Annotated in this window: 21 protein-coding genes and 1 tRNA gene; 10 read left to right on the top strand and 12 right to left on the bottom strand. The window is 70.4% G+C overall.

Features of this window, described 5'->3' with window-relative positions; translation table 11 throughout:
* Positions 1-3: 3 nt before the first annotated feature.
* A complete protein-coding gene (locus G401_RS44690; protein WP_051366450.1) occupies positions 4-1,473 on the bottom strand; it encodes an MFS transporter in 1,470 nt (489 codons plus the stop codon).
* A 63-nt stretch (positions 1,474-1,536) separates the two neighbouring features.
* On the opposite strand from G401_RS44690, the gene G401_RS0110100 reads away from it, so the two are divergent.
* Positions 1,537-2,508, top strand: a complete 972-nt coding sequence (locus tag G401_RS0110100) for a helix-turn-helix transcriptional regulator (RefSeq protein ID WP_027342419.1) — start codon at positions 1,537-1,539, stop codon at positions 2,506-2,508.
* On the opposite strand, the gene G401_RS0110095 is transcribed toward G401_RS0110100, so the two are convergent.
* A complete protein-coding gene (locus G401_RS0110095; RefSeq protein WP_084557030.1) occupies positions 2,497-2,892 on the bottom strand; it encodes a DUF3263 domain-containing protein in 396 nt (131 codons plus the stop codon). The genes G401_RS0110100 and G401_RS0110095 overlap by 12 nt on opposite strands.
* Positions 2,893-2,989: 97 nt before the next feature.
* On the bottom strand, positions 2,990-3,775 hold the full coding sequence (locus G401_RS0110090; RefSeq protein WP_027342417.1) for a DeoR/GlpR family DNA-binding transcription regulator: 786 nt from the start codon (positions 3,773-3,775) through the stop codon (positions 2,990-2,992).
* Between the two features lie 236 nt (positions 3,776-4,011).
* Here G401_RS0110090 and G401_RS44685 point away from each other — a divergent pair, with 236 nt between their 5' ends.
* Both G401_RS44685 and nagA read left to right on the top strand, forming a co-directional pair.
* On the top strand, positions 4,012-5,004 hold the full coding sequence (locus G401_RS44685) for an ROK family protein (RefSeq protein WP_051366449.1): 993 nt from the start codon (positions 4,012-4,014) through the stop codon (positions 5,002-5,004).
* 16 nt (positions 5,005-5,020) lie between these two features.
* Positions 5,021-6,100, top strand: a complete 1,080-nt coding sequence (gene nagA, locus G401_RS0110080) for an N-acetylglucosamine-6-phosphate deacetylase (RefSeq protein WP_027342416.1) — start codon at positions 5,021-5,023, stop codon at positions 6,098-6,100.
* A gap of 874 nt (positions 6,101-6,974) precedes the next feature.
* Here nagA and G401_RS44680 read toward each other — a convergent pair.
* A complete protein-coding gene (locus tag G401_RS44680; RefSeq protein ID WP_051366448.1) occupies positions 6,975-7,649 on the bottom strand; it encodes a phosphatase PAP2 family protein in 675 nt (224 codons plus the stop codon).
* A gap of 9 nt (positions 7,650-7,658) precedes the next feature.
* Positions 7,659-9,017, bottom strand: a complete 1,359-nt coding sequence (locus G401_RS0110070) for a trypsin-like serine peptidase (protein ID WP_027342415.1) — start codon at positions 9,015-9,017, stop codon at positions 7,659-7,661.
* A gap of 91 nt (positions 9,018-9,108) precedes the next feature.
* Here G401_RS0110070 and G401_RS0110065 point away from each other — a divergent pair, with 91 nt between their 5' ends.
* A complete protein-coding gene (locus G401_RS0110065; RefSeq protein ID WP_157545560.1) occupies positions 9,109-10,317 on the top strand; it encodes a DUF4032 domain-containing protein in 1,209 nt (402 codons plus the stop codon).
* A gap of 111 nt (positions 10,318-10,428) precedes the next feature.
* A complete protein-coding gene (locus G401_RS44675; RefSeq protein WP_157545558.1) occupies positions 10,429-11,082 on the top strand; it encodes a phospholipase A2 in 654 nt (217 codons plus the stop codon).
* Here G401_RS44675 and G401_RS0110055 read toward each other — a convergent pair.
* Positions 11,015-12,772, bottom strand: a complete 1,758-nt coding sequence (locus tag G401_RS0110055) for an NAD-binding protein (protein ID WP_157545556.1) — start codon at positions 12,770-12,772, stop codon at positions 11,015-11,017. The genes G401_RS44675 and G401_RS0110055 overlap by 68 nt on opposite strands.
* Positions 12,773-12,937: 165 nt before the next feature.
* Between G401_RS0110055 and G401_RS0110050 the strand changes: the two genes are divergently transcribed.
* Entirely contained in the window at positions 12,938-14,821 is a 1,884-nt protein-coding gene (locus G401_RS0110050; RefSeq protein WP_157545554.1) for a hypothetical protein, read from the top strand.
* A gap of 58 nt (positions 14,822-14,879) precedes the next feature.
* Here the strand turns inward: G401_RS0110050 and G401_RS0110045 are convergent, their stop codons facing one another.
* The gene (locus G401_RS0110045) at positions 14,880-15,971 is read right to left on the bottom strand and encodes an ABC transporter ATP-binding protein (protein ID WP_027342411.1); all 1,092 of its coding nucleotides are present in this window, start codon (positions 15,969-15,971) and stop codon (positions 14,880-14,882) included.
* Positions 15,972-16,217: 246 nt separating this feature from the next.
* Here G401_RS0110045 and G401_RS0110040 point away from each other — a divergent pair.
* The 3 genes from G401_RS0110040 (at position 16,218) to G401_RS44670 (ending at position 17,636) form a co-directional block, all read left to right on the top strand.
* Positions 16,218-16,290: transfer RNA gene (locus G401_RS0110040), tRNA-Thr, on the top strand.
* A 24-nt stretch (positions 16,291-16,314) separates the two neighbouring features.
* Positions 16,315-17,013, top strand: a complete 699-nt coding sequence (locus G401_RS0110035) for an HAD family hydrolase (RefSeq protein ID WP_027342410.1) — start codon at positions 16,315-16,317, stop codon at positions 17,011-17,013.
* Between the two features lie 125 nt (positions 17,014-17,138).
* Positions 17,139-17,636, top strand: coding sequence for a hypothetical protein (locus tag G401_RS44670; RefSeq protein ID WP_245601680.1), 498 nt, complete (start codon positions 17,139-17,141; stop codon positions 17,634-17,636).
* 107 nt (positions 17,637-17,743) lie between these two features.
* On the opposite strand, the gene G401_RS0110025 is transcribed toward G401_RS44670, so the two are convergent.
* From G401_RS0110025 to G401_RS0110010, 4 genes are read right to left on the bottom strand one after another with little or no spacing between them, the layout of a single operon-like run.
* Positions 17,744-19,063, bottom strand: coding sequence for an aldehyde dehydrogenase family protein (locus G401_RS0110025; protein WP_245601679.1), 1,320 nt, complete (start codon positions 19,061-19,063; stop codon positions 17,744-17,746).
* Positions 19,060-20,235, bottom strand: coding sequence for a hypothetical protein (locus G401_RS57610; protein ID WP_034591213.1), 1,176 nt, complete (start codon positions 20,233-20,235; stop codon positions 19,060-19,062). The genes G401_RS0110025 and G401_RS57610 overlap by 4 nt, the downstream gene beginning before the upstream one ends.
* The gene (locus tag G401_RS0110015; protein ID WP_027342407.1) at positions 20,229-21,494 is read right to left on the bottom strand and encodes a glucarate dehydratase family protein; all 1,266 of its coding nucleotides are present in this window, start codon (positions 21,492-21,494) and stop codon (positions 20,229-20,231) included. Before G401_RS0110015 ends, G401_RS57610 begins: the two co-directional genes overlap by 7 nt.
* On the bottom strand, positions 21,491-22,411 hold the full coding sequence (locus tag G401_RS0110010; RefSeq protein WP_027342406.1) for a 5-dehydro-4-deoxyglucarate dehydratase: 921 nt from the start codon (positions 22,409-22,411) through the stop codon (positions 21,491-21,493). The genes G401_RS0110015 and G401_RS0110010 overlap by 4 nt, the downstream gene beginning before the upstream one ends.
* A 177-nt stretch (positions 22,412-22,588) precedes the next feature.
* On the opposite strand from G401_RS0110010, the gene G401_RS0110005 reads away from it, so the two are divergent.
* Positions 22,589-23,359, top strand: a complete 771-nt coding sequence (locus G401_RS0110005) for an IclR family transcriptional regulator (RefSeq protein WP_051366445.1) — start codon at positions 22,589-22,591, stop codon at positions 23,357-23,359.
* A 261-nt stretch (positions 23,360-23,620) separates the two neighbouring features.
* On the opposite strand, the gene G401_RS0110000 is transcribed toward G401_RS0110005, so the two are convergent.
* Complete coding sequence (locus G401_RS0110000) at positions 23,621-25,000, bottom strand: class II fumarate hydratase (protein ID WP_034591211.1); 1,380 nt, start codon at positions 24,998-25,000, stop codon at positions 23,621-23,623.
* Between the last annotated feature and the right edge of the window lie 787 nt (positions 25,001-25,787).

Raw genomic sequence — 25,787 nt, 5'->3', positions numbered from 1 at the left:
CGCTCACACGAGGGCGGGTTCGCCGGCGCGGGCCACTTCGGGCTGGGGGGCGTGACCGGCCGAGCGGGCCCGCTTCGGGAGCAGGAAGCCGAGGCCGAACGCCACGACGGTGAGGCCGAGCGCGACCAGCGCGATGACGCCGGAGGCGTGGACGAACGAGGCGGGCGTGAACTGGACGCCGACGGTGGTGAAGAAGATCGTGCCGAGCACCGCCACGCCCAGCGAGGAACCGAGCTGCTGCAGTGATTCGAGCATCGCGGACGCCGATCCGACCTCGTGGTCGGCGACCCGGCCCATGATGATGTCGAACAGCGGCACGAAGATCATTCCCATCCCCAGCCCGTACGCGAGCAGCGGCCCGAACAGGCTGCCGGTGTGCACGGCCGCGCCCTGGGTGTGGAAGACGAGGTAGAGCCAGACGAGCCCGCCCGCCATCCCGGCCAGCCCGATGTGCAGCAGGTTGCGGCCGAGCTTCGCCATCGTGGTCGCGGCGAACGCGCTGCCGAGGAAGGCGCCGAGCGCCCAGCCGACCATCGTGAGGCTGGCGTGCATCGGGCTGAACCCGAGTCCGAGCTGCAGCACGAGGCCGACGGAGAGGCTGAAGCCGACGATCGCGCCGAAGAACACGAGGACGAACAGCACACCCGAGGTGTAGGACCGCTGCCGGAAGACGCTCAGCTCGACCAGCGGCGTACGCCCGGACCGCTTCCGGCGTACCTGGTAGGCGACGAAGACGGCGAGCACCGCGACCGCACCGGCGAGCATCGCGTACGCCCAGGCGGGCCAGCCCAGCTCACGGGCCTGGACCAGCGGGTAGACGATCATCACGAGACCGGTCCCGGCCAGCAGCGCGCCCGCGACGTCGAGGCTGAGGGTACGCGTACCGCGCCCCTCGGGGAGCGCCCGCAGGCCGCCGATCAGGGCGAACAGCCCGAGCGGCAGGTTGATGAGGAAGACCATCCGCCATCCCGTGCCGAACAGGTCGGCGTCGACCAGGGCGCCCGCGACGACCGGGCCGAGGATCGTCGACAGGCCGATCGTCGGGCCGAAGGCGCCGAACGCCTTGCCCATCTGGTGCGGCGGGAACAGGTCGCGGATCAGGCCGAAGGTCTGCGGGATCATCACCGCTCCGAACAGGCCCTGCAGCACCCGGAAGCCGATGAGCGCGGCCGGCGACCAGGCCAGCCCGCACAGCAGCGAGGCGGTGAGGAAGCCGGCGACACCGATGATCAGCATCCGCTTGCGGCCGAACAGGTCGCCGAGACGGCCGCCGGTGAGCAGCCCGACCGCCAGCGCCAGCGTGTACGCGGCCGCGATCCACTGCAGGCTCGCCAGGGAGCCGCCGAGGTTGGCGCGGATCGACGGGCCGGCCACGTTGACCACCGTCGCGTCGAGCAGGTTCATGATCGTCGCCGCGAGGATGGCGAAGAGCCCCAGCCAGGGGCGCGTCTTGGTGCTCGTCTCGTTCGTCATGCGGATCACTCTTCCAGGCCATTAGGAACACTCCATTCCTAATGCCGGGGCAGAATGAAAAACATGTTGGAGACCTCGGCACGCCTGCTGCGACTGCTGTCCCTGTTGCAGACCCCCCGCGAGTGGACCGGCAACGAACTGGCCGGCCGCCTCGACGTCAGTACGCGTACCGTCCGCAACGACGTCGAACGGCTGCGGGCGCTCGGCTATCCCGTGCACGCCACCCGGGGCGCGGTCGGCGGCTACCGGTTGGGCGCTGGAGCGGCCCTTCCGCCGCTGCTGCTCGACGACGAGGAAGCGGTCGCGGTGGCCGTCGGACTGCGTACGGCTGCGGCGGGCTCGGTCAGCGGGATCGAGGAGACGTCCCTGCGGGCGCTGGCCAAACTGGAGCAGGTCCTGCCGAACCGGCTGCGGCGGCGGGTCAACACCCTGCAGACCTATACGGTCGCGGTGCCGAACGAGTCGCCGATCCCCCGCATCGACGCCGACCTGCTCAGCCTGATCGCCGCCGCCTGCCGGGACCGGGAGCGGCTGCGTTTCGACTACGCGTCCCACGACCAGACCGCCAGCCGCCGCGACGTCGAGCCGTACCGGCTCGTGAACTGGGGTCGCCGCTGGTACCTGGTCGCCTGGGACGTCGAGCGGGCGGACTGGCGTACCTTCCGGGTCGACCGCGTCACCCCGCGTACGCCGACCGGCCCCCGGTTCGCGCCGCGGGATCTGCCGGCGGAGGATCTCGCGGACTACGTGGCCCGCCGGGTGTCCACCGCGACCTGGCGGTACCGGGCGAAGGTCGTCATCCACGCCCCGGCCGAGGTCGTCGCCGAACGGCTGCCGTCCATGCTCGGCCCGGTCGTCGCACTCGACGACCGGTCCTGCACGGTCACGTTCGGCTCGGACAACGTGGAGATGATGGCGGTCTGGCTGGGCATGCTCGGCGCGGACTTCACGGTCGACTCCGACGAACTGCGCGCCCACCTGCGTACGCTGGGCGAACGTTATCTGCGTGCGGCCGGGAGCGGGTCAGGCGCGTGAGCGGGAGCGGGTCATCCGCAGGCGGCGCAGCCGGTACACGAGGACGGCGTCGTACTCGACGGCGCGGGGATCGTCGAGCAGCCGGTTGAGCAGCTGGTAGTACCTTGTCGCGCCGAAGTCGAAGGTCTCGCGGATGGCCTGTTCCTTGGCACCGGCGTGCCGCCACCACTGCCGTTCGAACCCGAGGATCCCCTGCTGCACCTCCGACAGCCCGGTACGCCGCACCGGCGCGATCCGCTCGGGCAGGTCGGAGTCGAGGATGTCGTCGCTCTCGTCCCGATCTTCGTCGTCCATGACGGACGGAGGAGGCTCGCCGAGCCGGCGCTGACCGGGGATGAGGTCGAACAGGGCTGACTCGGACTCCCCCGTGGACTGGTCAGCCATCTGATCTATCCATGGACATGCCCCTTACCTACCCTCGCGTCCGCCCAGTTTATGCGGCGGGACCGACACCGGCCAGCATCCGGCCCGCGACGAGGGCCTAGGCGACGACGACGGTCAGGCCCGCGGCGCGGAAGCCTTCCACCAGAGCGGGATCCGCGCTGGAGTCGGTCACCAGCGTCTCGATCCGGTCGACCGAGCAGATCCGGGCGAACGCGTGCCCGCCCAGCTTCGAGGCGTCCGCGATGATGACGACCCGCTTCGCCCGCGCGACCATCAGGGAGTTCATGGCCGCCTCGCCTTCGTGGTGGGCGGCGGCGCCGAGGGTCACGTCGAGCGCGTCGACGCCGAGCAGCGCGACGTCCAGGGTCACCTCGCGCAGGATGCCGCCGCCGAGCGGCCCGACGAGCTCGAAGGACTGCGGCCGGACCACGCCGCCGGTCACGACGATCTTCATCCGCGAGCGTACGAGCAGCTCATTGGCGATGTTGAGGGCGTTGGTGACGACCGTCAACTGCGCGTCGTCCGCTGTGGAGGACAGGTCGGGGCGCACCGCGAGCGCCCGGGCGACCTCGGTCGTGGTGGTGCCGCCGTTGAGTCCGACGACCATCCCGGGCGACACCAGGGCGGCCGCCGCGGCCCCGATACGCTGCTTCTCCTCCGAGTGCTTCGCCGTCTTGTAGCGCAGCGGCAGGTCGTAGGAGACGCCGTTGGCGACCGCTCCGCCGCGCGTACGCGTGATCATCTGCTGCTGCGCGAGCTGGTCGAAGTCGCGCCGGATCGTCGCCTGGGACACGTCGAGCCGCTCGGCGGCCTCCTCCACGCTCACGCGGCCGGAGTCGGTCAGCAGTTCGAGCAGAGAGTTCCACCGGGCGTAACGATCCACGGGTCGCCTCCTGCGCGAATGATGAGTAGTTTCGTGCACAGTAATGCTCGATACTGGGCTTTGCAAAGCGCTTCCCTTGCTCAGACCTGCTCGGAGCTGCACGGACCCGTTCGAAGCCCGGGATCGGCTTGCGATGGGCCGGACGCTTCGAGCACAATGACGCTCGAAACACCGTCCTACCGAGCGGTAATGCGCATAAGTGGGGCCACCGCAGGGCGAAGGGGATCCTGGAGACCGTGAACCACAGCAGTACACAACCGGGCCAGGTCGTCATCGCCGTGGACGTGGGCGGGACCGGTATCAAATGCGGCCTCGTGACCCCGGACCACGAGGTCCTGCACAGCGAGCGGCACAAGACGCGTACCGAGCGCGGGGCCGCGGCGGTCATCGAGACGATCCTCGGGGTCGCCGAAGGGCTCGCCGCGAAGGCCGCCGTCGAGGGACTGACTCCGGTCGCGGCAGGCATCGCCATCCCGGGCGTGGTCGACGAGTCCGCCGGCGTCGTCCGGTACGCGTCCAACATGGGCGGCCTCAAGGACACCCCGCTGCGCCAGCTGGCCGCCGACCGCCTCGACCTGCCCGTACGTGTCGGCCACGACGTGCGTACAGGCGGCTTGGCGGAGGCGACGCTGGGCGCGGGCAAGGGCTTCGACGAGGTGCTCTTCATCCCGATCGGGACGGGCATCGCGGCAGCCCACATCATCGGCGGCAAGGTACTCGCGGGCGGGCACTGGGGCGCGGGTGAGATCGGCCACATCATCGTGCGGCCGGGCGGCCCGCTCTGCGGCTGCGGCCAGCGGGGCTGCCTGGAGTCGATCGCGTCGGCCTCCGCGGTCGGCCGCCGCTACTCCGAGCGTGTCGGCACCACCGCCACGGCCCGCGACGTCGCGGAACGCGCGGCGGCCGGGGACGTCATCGCCGCCGAGGTCTGGGCCGAGACGGTCGACGCGCTCGCCGCGGCCCTGCTCACGGCGCAGGCCCTGTACGACCCCGAACTCGTCGTCGTCGGCGGCGGGCTGGCCGAGGCCGGCGAGCAGCTGCTCGGACCGCTGCGGGTGGCACTGCGCGAGCGGATCGCGTTCTTCACCGAACCCGAGATCGTCCGCGCGAAGCTCGGCGACGAGGCCGGCTGCCTCGGCGCCGCCCTGCTCGCCCTGTCGGTCGCGGAACTCGACCACCCCACCGACCAGGCCGCTCCCGTGACCGTGGAGCACGTCACCGCCCCGTAAAGCCCAGACCAGGGAGATCGACATGAGGCTCAGCGGCCGTATCGTCACGCCGACCGGCATCGTGGACGGCGTACTGACCGCCGAAGAGGGCACGATCACCGCGATCGAGCGCGGCCCGATCGACGGGCCCGAGCAGTGGATCGTCCCCGGCTTCGTCGACATCCACACGCACGGCGGCGGCGGGCACACCTTCACCACCGGCGACGCCGACGCCGCCCGCGCCGTGGCCGCCTTCCACCGCGGACACGGCACGACCACGATCCTCGCCAGCCTCGTCAGCAGCCCTTTCGAACTGATGCGGGACGCGACGGAGGCGTACCGGCCGCTGGTCGAGGAGGGTGTGCTCGGCGGCGTCCACTTCGAGGGCCCGTACCTGGCCGAGCTGCGGTGCGGCGCGCAGAACCCGGCCTTCCTGCGCGACCCGTCGATCGACGAGATCGTCGAGCTGATCAAGATCGGCGGCGGCGCGGTCCGGATGATGACCATCGCACCCGAGCGTCCCGGCGCCATCGACGCGATCGCCGCGCTCGCGGCCGAGGGCGTCCTCGCCGCGATCGGCCACACCGACGCCTCCTACGAGGCGACCCTCGCCGGGGTCGCCGCCGGCGCCCGCGTCGCGACCCACCTCTTCAACGGCATGCGCCCGGTCCACCACCGCGAGCCCGGCCCGATCATCGGCCTGCTCAGCTCGCCGAGCGTCGCCGTCGAACTCGTAGCCGACGGCATCCACCTGCACGACGGCACGCTCGCCTTCGCGGCCAACACGGCCGGCGTCGGGCGTACCGTCCTGATCACCGACGCCATGGCGGCCGCGGGCATGCCCGACGGCGAGTACGAGCTGGGCGGCCAGGCCGTCATCGTCGCCGACCGCGTCGCCCGCCTCGCGCGCGACGGTTCGATCGCCGGCAGCACGCTCACCATGGACGCGGCCTTCCGCCAGGCCGTGGGCGCGGGTCTTCCGATCACCGATGTCGTACGCGCGGCCAGCACGACCCCGGCGGGGCTGCTCGGCCTGCCGACGGGTGCCCTGGAGGTCGGCCGGCGGGCGGACGTCCTGACACTCTCCCCCGACCTTTACGTCACCGCCGTCCACTGACCATCCCAAGATCCCGCACCGCGGTTCGGTCGCCGCTTCACCCTTCACCCCGAGCCTTTGTCGCGACTGTCCGACTTGTGTCCCGGGATGGTGGGCGATTGTCCGGCGTGCCCCCGAGATGCTCGACGATCTTGCGCGAATGCCCCGAATTTCTTCCGGTGTACCCGGAATGCCCGAACATTCGCGCAAGATCGTCGAGCGTCGGGAAGATCGGGGCCCGGCTGGTCCGGGCTTTGTCGCGACTGTCCGCTGTGGCCGGCTCGACGGATCGGCTGGGCAGCTGGGTGGTGATCGTTCGCTGTGGGGATGTAGTTTTCGATCCCGTCCCCTCGATCCAGTACGGCTGGGATGTAGGTAAGGCCGACTTCTTGCATCCCCATCGCTGTAGATCTTGGGCGAGAGGTGCGTTTCAACATCTCAGTCGCTGTGGATCACGTCCCCGCCATCCCGCCGATGACCAAAGCCCGGAATGCGGGAACGATCTTCCGTCAGGTGGGCGCCGGGTGCCGATTTCTTGATCGATGACGGCTGAGGTGTAAATCCGGCCCGATCTGCATGATCGATGACGCGTCAGGTGCAGCAGAAGCCGGTCAACGCGCTCCAGAACCGTAATCGATCATGCGTCGGGTGGCGGTTTCCGCGCCACGGCCGTCAACGATCACCCCACGGTCGACGATCTTGCGCGAATGTTCGGGCATTCCGGGTACACCGGACGTAATTCGGGGCACTCGCGCAAGATCGCCGAACATCTCAGGTACGAGTCGGACAGTCGCGACAAAGGCCGGGGTGAAGGGCGCAACGGTCTCCCGCGCGAGGAGCGGAGGCGAGATCGACGAACCCGGGACAAAAAGATCTTGAACTTGTCGGGGACCGACTAGATGGAGGCGCCGACCCAGGACTTCCAGGGGAGCCGCCAGAACAGCCGCGCCAGGAAGAGGCCGAGGAAGACGGCCGCCACGTCGTCGCTGACCCAGTGGTAGGACAGGTAGCAGGTCGTCGCGAACACGATGATCGGCGGCCCCACCAGCAGGAACCGCCGCAGCTTCGCGGGCACCGTACGCGGCGCCAGCACGAGCGCGAGCAGCAGCAGGATCGCCGGCCACCACACCATCGTGTTGACGATGTGCCCGGACGGATACGAGCGCGAATAGCCCGTCGCCTCGGGATTGAACAACTGCACCGACACGTCCGGCGGCAGGCCGCTGCTGGGCGCGTCCCGGTGGGTCCAGATCTTCAGCGGCCCGGCCCCGAGCCCCGTGATCAGGTACGCGGCCACGGCCGGCAGCAGCACCCGCCAGGTACGCCGCCGGACGAGCGCGATCAGCGTGAGCGCCCCGCCGAGGACCCACTGCAGGACCCAGCCCTGGCCGAAGTGGTTGGACACGATGGCGATGCCCCGCGCCCAGGCCGGGTCGTGGTCCATGCTCCACGAGCGGACGGCCAGGTCGAGCCGGTCCGTGCCGCCCGCGGCGACCAGCCACGTCCACAGCGCCAGGGCGGCCAGCAGCGCCGCGTCCCACCACCACGAACGCCACCGGCCAGAGATCATGCGCCCAACTTACAGAAGCGACCTGATCTCCGGGTACAGCTCGTCGACGCGTACGCCGGAGTTGGGGCAGCCGCCGAAGTGGTGCAGGGCGATGACCTTGTTGGTGACCCGCGAGATGACCGGGGAGCCGGACGAGCCGCCCGCGGTGTCGCAGTAGTAGGAGGCGTCGGTCTTCTTGTCATACCCGTCGTACGCGGGGTTGACGATCTCGCAGTTGCCGTTGCCGTCCTGGTCGCTGTCGGAGGCGATCATCGTCGGGTCGCCGGCGGGATTCTGCGGGATGTAGACCTTCTCGCCGGCCAGCGGGGCGCGGACGTCGAGGTCGAGGTAGCCGTACTGGCGTACCGCGGCGAAGTTGTCGAGGGTGAACAGCGTGTAGTCCAGGCGCTGGTCGGTCGCGAGCACCTGGGCGCCCCACACCTTCGTCGGGCGGAACACGTCGTAGCCGCCGCAGACCGCGCACTGGTAGTTGAACCAGACCTCGGTCTCGGCCGCCTCCTGCGAGGTCGTGAAGCAGTGGTGGTTGGTGAGCATGCGGTTGTCCGGGCCGACCCGCCAGGCGGTGCACAGCTCGGTGCCGTTGATCAGCAGGCGCGCGACGGCCTTGGAGCGGCGGTACATCACCGGGTCGGTGGTCTTGTAGCAGACGGCGTCGAACTTGTCGTCGTTGCCGCAGATGCTCTCCTCCCGGCCCGTCCGCGCGGCTTCCTTCTTGCGGCGCTCGTCGGCGGAGTGCTGGGCGTCGCGCTCGGTCTTGGTGAAGCCGCGGGCGACCCTGTCGACCGTGACGCCCGTCTCGGAGACCTTGCCGCGCAGGCCGAGCAGGTCGGTCGGGCCGAGATGCAGCGTGACCACGGCACTGTCGCCGGTGACGGACATCGCCCACTTCCCGGCGGCCTCCCCCAGCAGGCCGTTGACCGTGTCGCCGACACCGTCGAGCAGCGTGCCGTCGTAGCGGTGGCTCTCGGTGCCGTCCGGCCGGGCGACCGTGAGGTAGTCGCCGGGCAGCAGGGACAGGCGGGTGAAGTGCACCTTCACGTAGTCCACACCCGGGTACCGGAAGGTCGCGGCGTGCTTCCCGTCGAGGTAGCCCAAGGTCGTCCGGGCCGCCTCGACCTTCCCCGCCTCCTCGGCGCCCGTCTGCCAGACGGTCTCGTCCGGGTTGATCGGCCGGTCGGGCTCGGCCTTCGCCTGCGCCTTCTCCGCCGGCCGGGCGGCGGTCGAACTCCGGGCCGGCGCGGCCGCCGCGGGCAGCGCCGTCGTGGCACCGGTGCGTACGGGGGTGAAGTTCAGGGCCTCGACCGCAGTCGTGCCGCCCAGCGCCAGCGCACCGCACACGCCCAGCACCAACGCCATGGTTCGCCGCACCGGTTTACCTCCCAAGGGTCGAGGCAGGTATTTCCCGCAGGTTGTGCAACGAGCCACGATCTACTCGCGACGCGTACGGGAATCCGACAGGATGACACCCGTGCGCATCACTTCCGCCCTTGTCGACCCCGCCCTGCTCGACCTGCCGTGGAGCACTCCACTGGAGGACTGGCCGGCCGATCACCTCGTCGCGCTGCCGCAAGGCATCTCGCGGCACGTGGTGCGCTTCGTACGCATGGACGGCGTCGTCTACGCCGTCAAGGAGACCCGCGAGCGCATCGCCGAACGCGAGTACGACCTGCTCCGAGCGCTGGAACGGCTCGGCGCGCCGGCCGTGGAGGCGGTCGCGATCGTGGCCGACCGGGTGACCGAGGACGGTGAGCCGCTCGAACCCGTGCTGGTGACCCGCCACCTCCAGTTCTCGCTGCCCTACCGGGCCGTGTTCTCGCACACGCTGCGCCCCGAGACGATGAACCGCCTGCTGGACGCGCTCGCCGCCCTCCTCGTACGCATGCACCTGATGGGCTTCTTCTGGGGCGACTGCTCGCTGTCGAACACGCTGTTCCGCCGGGACGCCGGGGCGTTCGCCGCGTACCTGGTGGACGCCGAGACGGGGGCGCTGCACCTGCGGCTGTCCAACGGCCAGCGGGACGAGGACCTGGAGATCGCCCGGACCAACATCTTCGGCGAGTCGCTGGACCTGCAGGCCGCCGGCTACCTGCACGAGGCGATCGACCCCGAGCAGGTCTCCGACGAGGTCGTACGCCGTTACGAGAAGCTCTGGCACGAGGTCACCTACGAGGAGAAGGTCGACGCCGACACCCGCCGCCAGATCGACCGCCGGATCCGGCGCCTCAACGAGATGGGCTTCGACGTCGAGGAGGTGACGATGTCGGTGATCGACAACCAGGTCCGGGTCCGCCCGAAGGTCGTCGACGCCGGCCACCACAGCCGCCGCCTGCTGCGCCTGACCGGCCTGGACGCCGAGGAGAACCAGGCCCGGGCGCTGCTCAACGACCTGGACGCGTACCGGGTGGAGTCGGATCTGGCCGACGAGACCGAGGCCGCCCACCGCTGGCTCACCGAGGTCTTCGAGCCGGTCATCCGGGCGGTCCCCGCCCAGCTGCGCCGGAAACTGGAGCCGCCGGAGCTGTTCGTGCAGGTCATCGAGCACCGGTTCCGGCTGTCGGAGCAGGCCGGCCGGGACGTCGGCCTGGCACCGGCCGTCCAGTCGTTCCTCAACGACGTCCTCGTCCACCGCCCGGACGAGCAGGCGATCCTCGGCTACGACCCGGAGTGATTTTCCCAGGTGGCACAGGTCACATCACCCGGGAATGCACAATGGCGTTAGGTACTGTGACCAGCCAATCCGCTGTTCGGGGACGTCCCCGGGAACCGAGGGGACGGCCGCGTGGCTCGACGCAAGGTGTGGCTCGCCGCTGTGCTCGGCGCGGTCTTGAGCACGGTTCTGATCGTGGCCCCGGCCCCGGCGGCGACCACCGTGCCGGACGTCGCGGCGACCGACGCGATCCGGGCGCTCACCGCGTCCGGCCAGGCCGCGGTGCCGGCCGACTTCGCGCAGGTGATGGGGTACACCCCGGTCACCGCCCGGCTCGACGACGGCGAACTGCGTACGGTGAATCCGGACGGGTTCTGCTCGGTGCCCGGTGAGGGCCGCCCGTTCGCCTTCGACACCGCGTGCAAGGCCCACGACTACGGCTACGACCTGCTCCGGTACGCGATGCGCCGGGGCGAGCCGCTGAACACCGACGCGCGTACGGTGATCGACAACCGGCTGGTCGCCGACCTGCACTCGCAGTGCGACCGGACCACGTCCGGCAGCGAGTACGCGGCCTGCTCCGCGACCGTCGAGGTGTTCGCGGCCGGGGTCACGTTCAACTCGTGGCGGCAGATGTCCGGGCCGCCGATCGACAAGAGCGGCCTGGTGCGTACGGCCGGATTGGGATTGCTGGTCTGTGCGGGCCTGGTCGTGGCGGTCAGCGCGACGGTCCGGCGGGTATCGGCCCGGTGGCGTCGGTTGCGGCCAGCCGTAGCAGCCGGCTGAGGCCGGCGCGGGTCACGACCACGGTGACCCGGTCGTGCGCCACGAGAACCTGATCATCCGGCGGCGACCACCGCGGCCGCGGCTCGCCGAGCCCGCCGACGGCGATCACCCGGGCCAGCCCGTCGATGGTCGCGGCGGTGACCGGCTCCCCGTCGAGGCTCGATCCGGGCGCCACCACCACGTCGGCCACCAGCAGCACGCGCCGGCCGATCGGGATGGTCGCGAGGACCTCGCGTTCCATCAGCGCCGCCGCGAACGCCGGCGCGGCGATCGCCGACACGCTGCGCGTGGTCGCGATGCTGAAGGTCTGCTGGATCCGCTCGGCCAGGTCCGAGTCGAACAGCCGCATGACGATCTTGAGACCCGGCCGCAGCGCGCGGCCGTTCAGCGCCGTCTCCAGGTTCACCACGTCGTCGGTCGAGACGATCACCAGCGCCCGGCACGACTGCACCGACGCCCTCCGTAGCGTCTCCTCGCGGCTCGCGTCCCCGATGACCAGCGGTATCTCCAGCTCACGGGCGATGGCCACGCCCCGTGCGTCCTCGCTCTTGTCGATGGCGATCACGGGTACGCCGAGATCGCGCAGACTGCGGATGATCCGCGTACCGACGTTGCCGAGGCCGACCACGACCACGTGATCCTCGTAGTGGTCCAGGACTCGGCCGGAGGTGAACGCCAGCTTCGCGTTGACCAGGCCCTCCACGACCACGGCGGTGATCAGCGGGACGAGCGCCATGCCGGACACGGTGACGACGAGCTGGCTGACCTGCGTCCAGACGCTCTTGCTGGCATCGGCGCCGGAGAAGGCGGTCAGCAGCGTCTCGTAGACGCCGGCCCAGGCGGACTCGTGGTTCGCCAGGGTCAGGCTGATCCCACCCGCCACCAGCACCGCGAACGTGACCGCGAGGCCGATCCGCAGGCCCCGGCTCATCCCGCCGCGCAGGAAGCGCAGCAGCGCGCCGAACGTCCACGACCGGCGGCGCCGCCTGCGTACGCGGCCGTCGACGGACTTCTCGCCGTGCGCCACCGCGAGGACGACGTCGGCGGAACCATGGTCGAACGGGAGCACTTCCGGCGTACCGTCGGGGGCCGTCCGGGACAGTCCGCAGACGACGTCCCGCTCGGCGACCTCCGTGCGGTGCGTGGCGTAGAGCGTACGGCCGGCGAAGCGGAAATAGGCCGGTGCGCCGTCACCCAGGGCGGCCTGCACGAACGCCGGTACGGCGATGGCCGAATCGGAGATCACCGCACAGTCCCGGAACAGCTGGCGTACGCGCATGCCCAGGCTCAGGTTGAAGACGCGTACCACGATCCGCAGCCGGCCGTTGAGCTCCTCGGCCCGCATGGCGGCGTGGATGTTGCCGACATCGTCCTGCTCGGTCAGCGCCAGCCCGGCCGCGTGCGACAGCCCCGCCGCCAGGAACACCTTGTCGTCGAGGCGCTCGGCCGCGAGCACGCGTACGCCCGGCAGCTCCGTGAAATCCCGCCCGGTACGCCGCTGCCGCTCCGTCATGATCACGGTGACGGCGGCCGCGTACCGCTGACTGAGCTCCTCGACGAGCCGGTAGGTCAGCGCGTTGGCGCCGCAGACGACGTAGTGGTCACGGGCGCCGCGTTGGCCGGGCCGCAGCGCCTCCAGGATCTTCGGGACACCGCGGCTGAACGGGGGCAGTGACTGTGAGGGGGTCACGGCCGCATCGTATCGACCATCCGCCCGTTGGATCTTGCCCGGCCCGGTACGCCCGAGACGCGATACGTGCCCGTGCAGAACGATTTGCCCGAGTTAGTCGTTGGTTGACTGGACGACTGCAACCGGACCAGCTTCCGTGCACCGGTCTAAAGCGAATGGATGGACATGAACAAGTGGCTCTATCGCGCCGTCAGCACCGTCGGGGTCGCGAGCGGGATTCTGATGCTCGGCGGCGCCGCATACGCCCAGGACGCCGCGGCGGCGCCCCAGGCCGACCCCCAGGCCCTGCAGGGACTGCTGGCCGGCGTCTTCTCCCCCACGAGTGGGCTGAGCGACCTCGGGCTCTCCGCTGACCTGTCGGGCGCCGGCGCGGACACCACCGCGGCCGGCCCGCTCCAGCTGCGCGCCAACGACGGCCGGCCCGAGTTCCTGCCGGCGCTCGACGGCCTCACCGGCGGCCTGACCGGCGGCAGCGGCCTGACCGGCATGCTCGGCGGCCTCACCGGCTCGGGCAGCCCGCTGTCGCTCGTCGGCGGGGTCACCGGCAACCTGACCGGCGGCGCGGGTGCCGCCAGCGAGACGGACGCCACCGGCGGCCTGCTCGGCGGCCTCACCGGCGGCGACCTGCTCGGCGGCTCCGACAAGGGCGGCCTGCTCGGCGGGCTGACCGGCGGCGACAGCCCCGCGGGCGGCCTGCTCGGCGGCCTCACCGGCAAGCTGACCGGCGGCGACGCGGCCCAGGGCGCGACCGCCCCGGCGGCGACCACGCCCCAGTTCACGCAGACCGGCCTGACCAACGGCAGCCCCAACGTGCAGACGAACACCGGCCTGCCCGCCGACCTCGACCCGCAGACCGCCAAGCAGGTCAGCCAGGCGGCGCAGGACCTCGTGCCGTCGATGATCGCGCAGGCGATGGCCAAGGCCTCGACCGGCATGACCCCGGTGTCGGACCCGTCGCAGTTCGCGCCGGCCGGCGACCCGAACGCGTTCGACCCGTCGCAGCTCGGCCTGACCGCCGACGACCTCGCCGGGCTGTCCGCGGACGACCTGGCGGCCCTGTCCGACGACAGCGACCTCACGGACGACGGCACCGACCAGTCGCAGTTCTTCGCCGACAACCCGAACGTGGCCGTCAACTGGGTCGGCCCGGCCGGCGGCACCACCGCGACGCCCGTACAGGACCCGGCTCAGTTCGGCATGCCCGTCAGCACCGAGAGCGCGACCGAGGCCCTGCCGGTCGTCGACCAGCTGCCGCTCGTCGGCCCGATGCTCGGCGACTCCGGCCTCGGCAAGCTCATCGTCGTCGGCAACATCGCGCAGAAGCTGCCGCTGGTCGGTTCGGTCCTCGACAACCAGGGCCTGCCGAGCCTCGACAGCCTGCCGGTCGTCAACCAGGTCCTCAACCGGGGCCTGATCAGCAACGGCCAGGGCGGCGGCGGCCTGCCGGTCGTCGGCAACCTGCCGGTGGTCGGCGACCTGCTCGGCGGCGGCGACGGCGGCCTGCTCGGCGGCCTCACCGGCGGCGACTCCCCGCTGGGCGGTCTCACCAGCGGCCTGACCGGCGGCCTCACGGGCGGCTCCTCCCCCCTCGGCGGGCTGACCGGCGGCCTCACCGGCGGTTCCTCGCCCCTCGGCGGCATCACCGGTGGCCTGCTCGGTGGCGCGGCCGCCCAGCCCACCACCCTGCCGGCCCCCGGCATGAGCACCGCCATGCCGCTCGGCGCGCTGCCGACCTCCGTCACCCGGGTCGCCCCGCACGCCACCGCGCGTACGGCCGCCCGGCACGCGGAGACCGACCGGCCGATCGCCGGCGAGGACGCCGACTACCCGTCGGCCCGGCCCGAGGCGACCGGTGCCGAAGGCGGCCTGCCGCTCCTCGGCTCGCTCGGCTCGATGGGCTCGACGGGCGCGCTGCCCGTGTCGCACACCCTCGCGCAGCTGCCGCTCGTCGGCGACCTGCCCGTCGTCGGCTCGCTGCCCGTCCCGCTGGCCCTCCTGCGCGGCCTGCCGGTCGTCGGCAGCCTGGCCGGCCTGCTGCCGATCGAGTAGTACGCACACCGAAAAGGGCCCCGGCAACCGCCGGGGCCCTTTTCGCGTACAGGAAAAACTAGATGCGCTGCTCGGTGGCGGCGTTGAACGCGTGGTGCTGGCCGACGCGCGGCTTGATGTAGACCGTCTCGCCCATGTCGGGCATGTGGCGACGGTCGGTACGCACGACGAACCGCTCGTTGGAGCCGTTGACCGCCGCGTGGCCGTACACGTTGGCCTCGGCGCCCAGGTCCTCGACGAGCTCGACCTCGATGGGCAGGCCACCCTCGCTCGCGCTGACCAGGTCGCAGTCCTCGGGCCGGAACCCGACGATCACCTGGTTGTCGCCACCCTCGGCGCGGGCGGCGGCCAGCTGCTCACGGGTGAGCGGCAGGACCAGCGACGCGAAGACGGCGCCGTCCTGGTTCAGCTGAACCTTCTTGATGTTCATCGCCGGCGAGCCGATGAAGCCCGCGACGAAGACGTTCTGCGGCCGGTCGTAGAGCTCACGGGGGCTCGCCACCTGCTGCAGGACACCGTCGAGCATGACCGCGACGCGGTGACCCATGGTCATGGCCTCGATCTGGTCGTGCGTGACGTAGACCGTCGTGATGCCGAGCTCCTTCTGGAGGCCGGCGATCTGCGAACGGGTCTGGACACGCAGCTTGGCGTCGAGGTTCGACAGCGGCTCGTCCATGAGGAAGACCTGCGGCTCACGCACGATGGCGCGACCCATCGCGACACGCTGACGCTGACCGCCGGACAGCGCCTTCGGCTTACGGCCGAGGTAGTCCTCCAGCTGCAGCATCTGCGCGGCCTTCTTGACCCGGACGTCGATCTCGTGCTTCGGGGTCTTGCGCAGCTTGAGCGCGAACGCCATGTTCTCGTACACCGTCATGTGCGGGTAGAGAGCGTAGTTCTGGAAGACCATCGCGATGTCACGGGCCTTCGGGGGCAGGTTGGTGACGTCGCGGTCGTCGATGTAGATCCCGCCCTGGTCGACGTCCTCAAGACCGGCGAGCATCCGCAGGCTGGTGGACTTGCCACAACCCGACGGGCCGACGAGGACGAGGAACTCGCCGTCCTGGATCTCGAGGTCGAGCGCGTCGACCGCGGGCTTCTGCGTACCCGGGTAGATCCGGGTCGCCTTACGGTAGGAAACCGTAGCCATGGAGAAGAATCCTTTCACCGGCAGGAACGTGCCGGACGATCCGAGTAAAAGGTTCCGGGCATACGTCACCCGGCCTGGCAGCCAACATAATCTGCGTACGCCGCCCTGCCAAGTCAGGATCAAGATTTGGTACGGCTCCCACACTCGCCTGACGTGCTTCGCGTCCCGTTTGCCCGATACGGGGCGGGGGGAGGGGCGCACGGGGAGGGGCTCGCGTACCATGTGATCGCCGCGGGAACGCGGCTCGCCGCCTTGGCGCAATTGGTAGCGCACCCGACTTGTAATCGGAAGGTTGCGGGTTCGAGTCCCGCAGGCGGCTCAGGCTGAGAGGTTCGTCCCGCCGGTGCATCCTGATCTCGGACCAGCCCTCGACGGCACCCGCGCTCTCCTCTTCGACTTCGACGGTCCCGTCTGCTCGGTCTTCTCGGCGCTGCCTGACCAGGTCGCGGCGGATCGCGTACGTGCTGTCCTGACCGGTGCCGGTGTCGAGCTGTCCGTCGAGGTGGTCCGGACTAAAGATCCGCTGGCGGTCTTGCGGTTCGCAGCGACAGCGGGAGATGAAGGACTCGTACGGCGCGCTGACGAGGCACTCACACTCGCCGAGATCGAGGCCGTTCAGCTCGCCACGCCGACGCCCGGCGCGGCCGAGGCGGTCATCGCGGCCGCGCGAGCCGGGTTGCCGGTAGCGATTGTCAGCAACAACTCTGAGGCTGCCATCCTGCTGCACCTCATAGAAGCCGATCTTGACCAGTACGTCACCACCATCGCCGGCCGGCCGGCCGGTCGGCCGGATCTGCTGAAGCCGGACCCGTATTCGCTGCTGCGCGCGCTGGCCGAGCTGCATGTCCTGCCGTTCGACGCGGTCATGGTCGGCGACACGGCGACCGATGTCGAGGCCGCCCGGTCGGCGGGGGTGGCGTGCATCGGTCTCGCCCGCAACCTCGAAAGGCATGCCCGGCTGCGGGCCGCCGGCGCTGACTTGGTGCTCGGCGAGGACGGTCTCAGCCAGATCGCCGAGGTGCTGACGAGCCGGCCGCGATGATCTCCGAAGACGGGGCGGTCCCACGGCGGTACTGGATCGGGGGCGGGAGTGGCGGTGGCAAGTCCACGGTTGCCCGGGCCTTGGCCGACCGTCATGATCTTGTTCTTTATGACACAGATCGCGCCATGGCCGGCCACGCTGCGCGTACGACGCCGGACGACAGTCCGCTGCTGTACGCGTTCATGGCGATGGACATGGACGAACGCTGGGCGGCGCGCGATCCGGCGATCATGCTCGACACGTTCCACTGGTTCCGGGGCGAGGGGTTCGGGCTGATCGTGGAGGACCTCGCGGAGATCCGCCGGGGCACGATCGTCGAGGGGTTCCGGCTGCTCCCGCATCTCGTCCGGCCTCAGCTGGGTGAAGGAGATCGGGCGGTCTGGCTGCTGCCCACGCCCGAGTTCCGGCGCCACGCGTTCACCGTCCGGGGCGACCTGTACAAGATCGCTGGGCGTACGCGTGATCCCGAGCGGGCGCTCGCGAATCTCCTCGAACGGGATGCGCTCTTCACCGACCGGCTGGCCGCCGAGGCCGCGGCGCTCGATCTGCCGGTGATCGCAGTCGACGGATCACGGACACTCGGCGAGCTGATCGCCGCCGTCGAAGCAACCTTCGACCTCTGACCGCCGCCGCGCCCTACCCCAAGATCCCGCTTGGATCACGGTTTTCACCCGAATCTTGGGCCATGATTCGGGTGATTTCCCTGATCCAAACGGGATCTTGGAGCGGGTCAGAGTAGGTCGGCGGGGACGTTCTGGAGGGCTACCGGGCGCTGGAAGCGTTCCACCGCCGCCGTGCCGACCGACGTCGACCAGGCCGCCGACGTCGCGGGCCACGGGCCGCCGTGCAGCATCGCGTCTACCACCGCCACACCCGTCGGTACGCCGTTCCAGATGATCCGTCCGGCCTTCGTGGCCAGCACCGGCAGGAGTACGCGCGCCGCTTCGTGATCTTCGTCGGACGCGTGGACGGTGGCGGTGAGCTGGCCTTCGAGGTCCCCCGCCAAGGAGGGAAACGCCGAGGGGGAAGCGGTCGCGATGACGACGGCCGGACCGAAGTGCTCCTCCAGGAGAGGACCGGTCAGCGCCGAAGCGGGCGCGATCACCGCGACCGGAGCCGGCGAGGAGGTGCCGACCTGGACCGGGAGGCCGAGTTGCCCGGCCGACGAGACCCAGTCGGCGTGGCCGGCGGCCATCCGGTCGGTGAGCAGGCGGTGGACTTCCGTCCCGGCGACCGCTGCGGCCAGGTCTTCGGCGAACGCCTGGCCGTCCGCCGAATCGGGGACGATCACGAGACCGGGCTTGGTGCAGAGCTGTCCGGCCGAACCCGTGACGGCGGCGGCCAGGGCGGCGACTCGCGTACGGTCGGCCGCCGCGCCGGGGAGCACGAAGACGGGGTTGATCGCGCCCATTTCGGCGTACACGGGAATGGGTTGGGGGCGGGCCGCGGCGGTGTCCATGAGCGCGCGGCCGCCGGCGAGGGAGCCGGTGAAGCCGACCGCCTGGATGCCGGGGGCGGCGACCAGGGCGAGGGAGACGTCGGCGCCGCCTTCGATCATGGTGAAGAAGCCCGGCGGGAAGACCGGGGTGACGATCTCCGCGAGCAGGCGGCTCGTCAGCGGCTGGGCCGGGTGGGCCTTGACGACGACGGGGCAGCCCGCCGCGAGCGCGGAGCCGGTGTCGCCGCCGAGGATGCCGAAGGCGAGCGGGAAGTTGGAGGCGGCGAAGACCGCCACTGGGCCGATCGGGACGACGATCTGGCGCAGGCCGGCCTCGGGCGAGACGCGTGCGGAGAGGTGGCGGCCCGCCGCGACGTAGTCGCCGAGCAGGCGCAGCTGGTTGGTGGTGCGGTCGAGCTCGCCGGTGAGCCGGGCCGTGGTGAGGCCGGTCTCGTCGGCGGCGACCTTGATGATCTCCTCGCCGCGGGCGGCCAGGGCGTCGGCGGCGGCGTGCAGCAGATCGCGACGGGCGGCGGGAGGCATGGCGGCCAGCGCGGGAGCGGCGTCGAGCGCGCCCTCCACGGCCGTGTTCACGAAGTCCGATGCGCTCAAGAGATGCCTCCCGTGATCTGGGCGAAGAGTGGCTGACGCCAGGATGCCGCCAGCCCGAGGTGGTACAGGCTGAGGCGCTGGGCACCAGCGTCGACGAGCCTGCGGGCGTGCGGAAGCACGGCGTCGGCACCGGCCGGCGGGAGGACCGTCAGGTACGCGTCCACGGTAACCGATCGCGCTTCCTGCGAACCGGCCGCGTCCAGGCCCGGCCGGGCGGGAGCGGCCGGCTCGACCGCGGCTCTGGTGGCCCGGATCAGGGCCGCGGTGGCCTCTGTCGTCGGCCAGGCGGGGACCAGGATCGCATCCACGTCGCCCGCAGCCGTCGGGGTGAGGCCCGGCGAGGGGCCGGTCGCCCATGGGTCCGGGCTCCCGTGCAGGGTGATCTCGGCACCGGGTGCGGCGGTTCTGACGGCGTCGAGGACCTGGGCGCGCAGCAGGTCGGTGTGGGCGTGGCGGGCGGCCAGCACCTCTGGGGGCAGCGGCAGCGGTTCGCCCCGCACGATCGCCTGGAGCCGCTGTACAACGGACGATGCGAACGCGCTCGAACCCTGGGAGGCGCCGAACAGCTCCCAGGAGGATCGGCATCTCGGGCAGCAGCAGACGGACAGGGCCCGCAGGCCGTCGGCCGTCCAGGCGTCGTCCGTCTTCTCGTGGTGTCCCATGTGGACCACACCGAGCTGGCCGCAGGCCTCCAGGGACACCCCGTCGACCGCCACGTCCTGGAGGGCCGCCGTGGCGAGATTCGCGCAGTAGTCGCGTACTTCTTCGTGGGCGGGGCAGAGGGCGTAGGGGTAGCGCTCGCCGAAGCAGTTGACCACCGAGAGGTCCGGGTTCGCCGAGCCGAGCGCGCTGTTGTGGGTCAGCACGATCCAGGCGTTCACCCGCAGGCCCGCGGCCTTCAGCGCCGAAGCGGCGAGGGCGAACGCGTCCGGATCCGTCCAGGACGGGCTCAACGGCCGCAACCGTCCGAACGCGACGGACGAGCGCCGGTACAGCGCGGAATGCCGGGCGTCGACGAGCTGATGCGCGGGGTGGAGAGGGGTGGCCGCCCGCACGGTGTGATAGGCCGCCGCCAACGTCACGGTCGCGAGACCGGCGTCGGCGACCCGGGCGGGAAAGGCCGGATCGCCGAGAACGTCCCACGGGTAGGCATGCCCGGCGAAACTCACCATCGCGGGCGCACATCCTCGAAGTCCGGCACGAACGTACGCATGTAGCCCGCGTCGTTCCGCTCCGTCAGACCGCATTTCACATAGTCCTCGTGCATCCGCGCGAGCGCGTCGCGATCGAGGGTCACGCCGAGCCCCGGAGTCGTGGGTACGCGTACCGCGCCGTCCACAATGGGCAGTGGGGATTCGACGACGTCGGCGCCGAGTTGCCAAGGGGTGTGCGTATCGGCGGCGTACGTCAATTCGGGGAGGGCCGCACCAAGATGGGTCATCGCCGCGAGACTGATGCCGAGATGGCTGTTGGAATGCATCGACAGGCCGATTCCCCAGGTCTGGCAGATGCCCGCGAGCCGCGCCGACTGCCGCAGCCCGCCCCAGTAATGATGGTCGGAGAGCACGACCTGCACGCTGTCGCGCGCGATCGCCTCGGGCAGATGCTCGAACGCCACCACGCACATGTTCGTCGCCAGCGGCATGCCGAGTTCGCGCGCCACATCCGCCACCGCGGCCATGCCCGCGAGTCCCGGCGTCGGATCCTCCAGGTATTCCAGAATCCCCACCATCTCGCGCGCCACCCGCTGCGAGGTCTCCACCGTCCAGGCCGCATTCGGATCGATGCGCAAAGGCAATTCCGGGTACGCGTCCCGCAGTGCCCGCATCGCGTCCAGTTCCTGATCCGGCGGGAAGGCGCCGCCTTTGAGTTTGATGGATCCGAAACCGTAGCGGTCGATCAGCGTACGCGCCTGGGCGACGATCTGATCCGGGGTCAATGCCTCGCCGAACGGATCCGATCCAGCACCAGGGTGCGCCGCGTACTTGTAGAAGAGGTACGCGGAGAACGGGACGGCGTCGCGTACGGCTCCGCCGAGCAGGTCGTGCACGGGACGGCCGGTGAGCTGCCCCTGGAGGTCGAGGCAGGCCACCTCGATCGGGGAGAACACGCGCAGCGCCGTCTTCTCCGGTGTGGACACTCCGGTCAGGCCGTGCCGGTCGGGAGCGTCGGTCGCGCCCAGCTCGGCGCGGACGATCTCCAGGATGCGGCTGGTGGCGAACGGGTCCACGCCGACGACCAGCGGCGCCACCCGGCGCAGCAGCTCGATGTGCGGCAGGTCGCCGTAGGTCTCGCCCAGCCCGACCAGGCCGTCGCCGCAGTCCACCTCGACGATCGTGCGCAACGCCCAGGGCTCGTGGACGCCGGCCGCGTTCAGCAGCGGCGGATCGGCGAAGGCGACGGGGGTCAGGCGTACCTCGACGATGTTCATGCCAGCTCCTCCACCACGCGCAGGCCGTCCTCGATCAGGGTGGCCAGGGCGTCGACGTGTTCGGGGGCGGCGTCGACGAGCGGCGGGCGTACCGGGCCCATGTCGTGGCCCCGCAGGCGCGCACCGGCCTTGATCAGCGAGACCGCGTACCCCGGGACCTTGTCGCGCAGCGCCACGAGCGGCAGGTAGAACGCGGTCAGCAGCCGGCGCTGGGCGTACGCGTCGCCTGCGCGTACGGCGGAGTAGAAGCGGGTGGCGATCTCCGGGGCGAAGCACAGCACGGCGGACGAGTAGCTCTCGACCCCGATGGCCTCGTACGCAACCACGGAGAGTTCGGCGGTCGGCAGGCCGTTGAGGAAGCCGAACTCCTCGGCCCGCGGATGCCCGCTGGTACGCACGGCCGTGACCAGCCGGAGCATGGCGTCGACGTCGCCGCGGCCGTCCTTGATCCCGGCGACGTTGGGAATGTCGAGCAGCGCGACCGCGGCGGCGGGATCGAGCACGGCGTTGGCGCGCTGGTAGACGGCGATCGGCAGCGGTGTCGCCGCGGCCACGTACGCGATGTGCCGCACGAGCCCGACGGGCGGCGCGGCGACCAGGTACGGCGGCAGGAGGAGCAGGCCGTCGGCGCCCGCCTCGGTGGCGGTCTCGGCGAAGGCCCGGGCGAGCTGCGGTCCGCCACCCGCCCCCGCGAACACCGGTACGCGTCCCCCGGCCACCGCGGCCGCCGTCTCGACGAGCGTGCGGTACTCGGCCAGGCTGAGCGCGGTGAACTCGCCCGTCCCGCAGGCGACGAACAGCCCGCTCGGCCCGGCGGCGATCTGCGCCTCGACGTGGCGGGCGAAGGCGTCCAGGTCGACGGCGTCGTCGGCGGTGAACGGGGTCAGCGGGAAGGAGAGCAGGCCCTTGAGCCGCATGCGGCACTCCTGTCTGTTCATATGCTCGGCGGCGCCCCATGTGTCCATATATGTGAACTGTCCATATATGTGAATCGGGTCCGTCAGCATGTCACTGATGCAAGGCTAAGTTAGTCTCCGGTACAGTGGCGGTCAACTCCCCCACGACGGGCTGACGGCGATGAGTGGCTGGTGGCAATGAGCACGGAACTTTCCCCCGTCAAGTCGGCGGAGCGTACGGTCCACATCCTGGAGACGCTCGCCGCGTCGCCGACGAAGCTCACCCTGGCCCAGCTCCAGGAGCGCATGGGCTACCCCCGGTCCAGTCTGCACGCGCTCATCCGCACGCTGCGCGAACTCAAGTGGGTCGAGTCCGACGACACCGGCTCCGCCTTCGGCGTCGGCCCGCACGCCCTGCTGTCCGGCACCGCGTACCTCGACCGGGACCCGGCTCTGCCGTTCGCGCACGCCGCCATCGAAGATCTTCGCGACGAGGTCGGCTACACCGCCCACTACGCCCGCCGCGACGAGGGCAGCGTCCTCTACCTCGCGACCCGCGACGCCCGCGCCAGCAAGCACGTCGTCTCCCGCGTCGGCCGCAAGCTGCCCGCCCACCTCACCGCACTCGGCCAGGCCCTGCTCGCCCAGCTCACCACCGACGAGGTCGACAAGACTCTGCCCGCCGAGCTGGTCGGCTTCACCGCCCACACGATCACGTCGCGCCCCGCGCTCCACACAGAACTGGACGAGGTACGCGCCCGCGGCTGGGCTCTCGAACGCGAACAAGGCACGCCCGGAGTGGCCTGCATCGCCGCGACCGTCGACTACCGCATCCCGGCGACGGACGCGATCAGCGTCTCGATGCCCGCCAAGCTGGCAACCGACAAGGAGGTCGACCAGGTAGCGTCCGCAGTCGCGAAAACCGCCGCCACCCTGGCCACCACCTTGCGCCGCCACGGCATCCGCTGACCGCTGTACGCCCCACCCACATCTGGGCCCCGCACTCGGCCGCGACGTCCGGCAGTGCAAGATCCGCAAGCGCGAAGCGTTTGAGGATCTTGTGCTGACGGACGTTGCATAAGGGCCGATGTGCCCTCGTCTCGCCCGAAGGGCGAACGGGCAATAACCTTCCCAGCAACCACCGGGGGACTGGACCACCTCGGCGCGCAACCCAAGCGACCAGCCCCGCCCCCATGGCCTGGACCACCCATGGCCGCGACCACCGATGGTCTATCTGGTCATCTTGAGGACGTCCAGGGCTTCGTCCAGGGTGTCCGTGCTGATTTTGCCGCTCTCCACGTGGCCTCTGGCCACCACTACTTCTCGGATGGATCTGCCTGTGGCCAGGGCTTCCTTGGCGATCGACGCCGCTTCCTCGTATCCGAGGTGCCGGTTCAGCGGTGTCACGATCGAAGGGCTTCCTTCGGCGTACGCGCGGGCGATCTCCTCGTTGGCCGTCAGCCCTCGGATGCACCGGTCAGCGAACACCCGGCTGGCGTTGGCCAGGAGACTCGTGGACTCCAGCAGGTTCCGGGCGATCACCGGCAGCATGACGATCAGTTCGAAGTCGCCTTGCGTACCCGCGAACGCGATCGCCGCGTCGTTGCCGATCACCTGGGCGGCGACTTGGCGTACGGCCTCGCAGAGGACCGGGTTGACCTTGCCCGGCATGATCGACGAACCGGGCTGGAGGTCGGGGATGTTGAGCTCACGCAGGCCGGCCCGCGGACCTGAGCCCAGCCACCGGATGTCGTTCGCAATCTTGTAGAGGCTGACCGCCGTGCCCCGCAGCTGCGCGGAGATCTCGACGAGCGGGTCGGCGCTGCCCTGGGCCGCGAAATGGTTGCCTGTCTCCTCGATCGGCAGGCCGGTCAGCTGGGCCAGGATTCCGGTCACCTGCTCGGCGAACCCGCGCGGCACGTTCACTCCGGTACCGACCGCACTCCCGCCGAGGGGCAGCTCACCCAGGCGGGGAGCAGTGCTCTCCAGGCGTTCGATCGCCCGGCGGAGCTGGAAGGCGTACCCGGAGAACTCCTGGCCGAGCGTCACCGGCGTCGCGTCCATGAGGTGCGTACGCCCCGCCTTCACGACGGTCGCGAACTCGCTCGACTTCTCCTCCAGCGCCGACGCCAACTGGTCGAGCGCGGGGACGAGATCGGTCGCGACCGCCCGCAGCGAAGCCAGATGCACAGCGCTCGGGAAGACGTCGTTGCTCGACTGCGAGGCGTTCACGTGATCGTTCGGGTGCACCGGCCGGCCCAGATCGGCGGTCGCCAACCGGGCCACCACCTCGTTCACGTTCATGTTGGTCGACGTGCCCGAACCGGTCTGGAAGACGTCGATGGGAAAGTGCCGGTCGTGCGTACCGGCCGCGACGGCCGAGGCCGCGGCGCCGATCGCCTTGGCCATGTCGTCGTCCAGTACGCCGAGAGCACCGTTCGCGCTCGCGGCGGCGGCCTTGATCTCGGCCAGCGCGTGGATCAGGACCGGCGGCAGCGGCCGGCCCGAGATCGGGAAGTTCTCCACAGCCCGCTGCGTCTGCGCACCCCAGAGCGCGTCTTTCGGGACTTTGACCTCACCCATGGTGTCGTGCTCGACCCGATACTCCATGCCTCCATTCTTACCCCGTATCAAGATCAGGAAAGCCAAGATCAAGATCTAGATGCATTTGTCCCGGGATGTAGTTTCCGTGCCTATCCCCTCGATCCATTGCGGCCGAGATGTAGATAGAGGCCGTTTCCTACATCCCGACCGCTGTGGATCGAGGGGATAGGGCGCGTTGAGGCATCTCGGCCGCTGTGGATCACGTCCACGCCGTCCCGCCGAGAGCCATGGTCTGTGATGCGGGAACGACCTTCCGTTATGCGGAAGCGGCGTACAGATTTTTTGATCGTTTACGGCTGAGGTGTAAATCCGGCCCGGTCTGCATGATCAATGACGCGTCAGGTGCAGCGAAAGCCGGTCAGCGCGCTCCATAACCGTAAACGATCATGCATCGGGTGGCCGTTTCCACACCACAGCCGTAAACGATCACCCCACCGACCTCCGCCCCGGCGCCCATATCGGACAGTCGCGACAAAGTCAGAAGAGGCCCGGGTCGGACGGTGGCCCCGATCTTCACCATGGTCGACGATCTTGCGCGAATGCCCCGAATTTCGTCCGACGCACCCGAAATGCCCGGACACTCGCGCAAGATCGTCGAACGCCTCGGGCACGTGTCGGACAGTCGGGACAAAGGCCGGGCGGGGGTGGGGTGAAACGGTGACCGGGCGACGGTGGACGATGCGTCGCCCCACCAACCTGGCAGTGGAGGCCTCGGAGCGCAGCGGAGAGGCCGGAGCGGTCTCCCGCGCGAGGAGCGGAGGTGAGATCGACGAACCCGGGACAAAAAGATCTT

This window comes from Hamadaea tsunoensis DSM 44101 (assembly GCF_000428945.1).
In the GTDB taxonomy this organism is placed as follows: domain Bacteria; phylum Actinomycetota; class Actinomycetes; order Mycobacteriales; family Micromonosporaceae; genus Hamadaea; species Hamadaea tsunoensis.
The sequence above is the reverse complement of the archived record's forward strand: the minus strand, read 5'-3'. Positions and strand labels throughout refer to the sequence as shown.

What these genes read in the sequence shown, in the direction of transcription:
- G401_RS44680 (WP_051366448.1), bottom strand. Translation starts at nt 7,649, where the DNA reads ATGATCTCTGGCCGGTGGCGTTCGTGGTGGTGGGACGCGGCGCTGCTG.
- G401_RS57610 (WP_034591213.1), bottom strand. Translation starts at nt 20,235, where the DNA reads ATGGTGAGTTTCGCCGGGCATGCCTACCCGTGGGACGTTCTCGGCGAT.
- G401_RS0110095 (WP_084557030.1), bottom strand. Translation starts at nt 2,892, where the DNA reads ATGGCTGACCAGTCCACGGGGGAGTCCGAGTCAGCCCTGTTCGACCTC.
- G401_RS0110015 (WP_027342407.1), bottom strand. Translation starts at nt 21,494, where the DNA reads ATGAACATCGTCGAGGTACGCCTGACCCCCGTCGCCTTCGCCGATCCG.
- G401_RS0110045 (WP_027342411.1), bottom strand. Translation starts at nt 15,971, where the DNA reads ATGGCTACGGTTTCCTACCGTAAGGCGACCCGGATCTACCCGGGTACG.
- G401_RS0110050 (WP_157545554.1), top strand. Translation starts at nt 12,938, where the DNA reads ATGAACAAGTGGCTCTATCGCGCCGTCAGCACCGTCGGGGTCGCGAGC.
- G401_RS0110010 (WP_027342406.1), bottom strand. Translation starts at nt 22,411, where the DNA reads ATGCGGCTCAAGGGCCTGCTCTCCTTCCCGCTGACCCCGTTCACCGCC.
- G401_RS44670 (WP_245601680.1), top strand. Translation starts at nt 17,139, where the DNA reads ATGGCCGGCCACGCTGCGCGTACGACGCCGGACGACAGTCCGCTGCTG.
- G401_RS0110005 (WP_051366445.1), top strand. Translation starts at nt 22,589, where the DNA reads ATGAGCACGGAACTTTCCCCCGTCAAGTCGGCGGAGCGTACGGTCCAC.
- G401_RS0110100 (WP_027342419.1), top strand. Translation starts at nt 1,537, where the DNA reads ATGTTGGAGACCTCGGCACGCCTGCTGCGACTGCTGTCCCTGTTGCAG.
- G401_RS0110000 (WP_034591211.1), bottom strand. Translation starts at nt 25,000, where the DNA reads ATGGAGTATCGGGTCGAGCACGACACCATGGGTGAGGTCAAAGTCCCG.
- G401_RS44690 (WP_051366450.1), bottom strand. Translation starts at nt 1,473, where the DNA reads ATGACGAACGAGACGAGCACCAAGACGCGCCCCTGGCTGGGGCTCTTC.
- G401_RS0110065 (WP_157545560.1), top strand. Translation starts at nt 9,109, where the DNA reads ATGACACCCGTGCGCATCACTTCCGCCCTTGTCGACCCCGCCCTGCTC.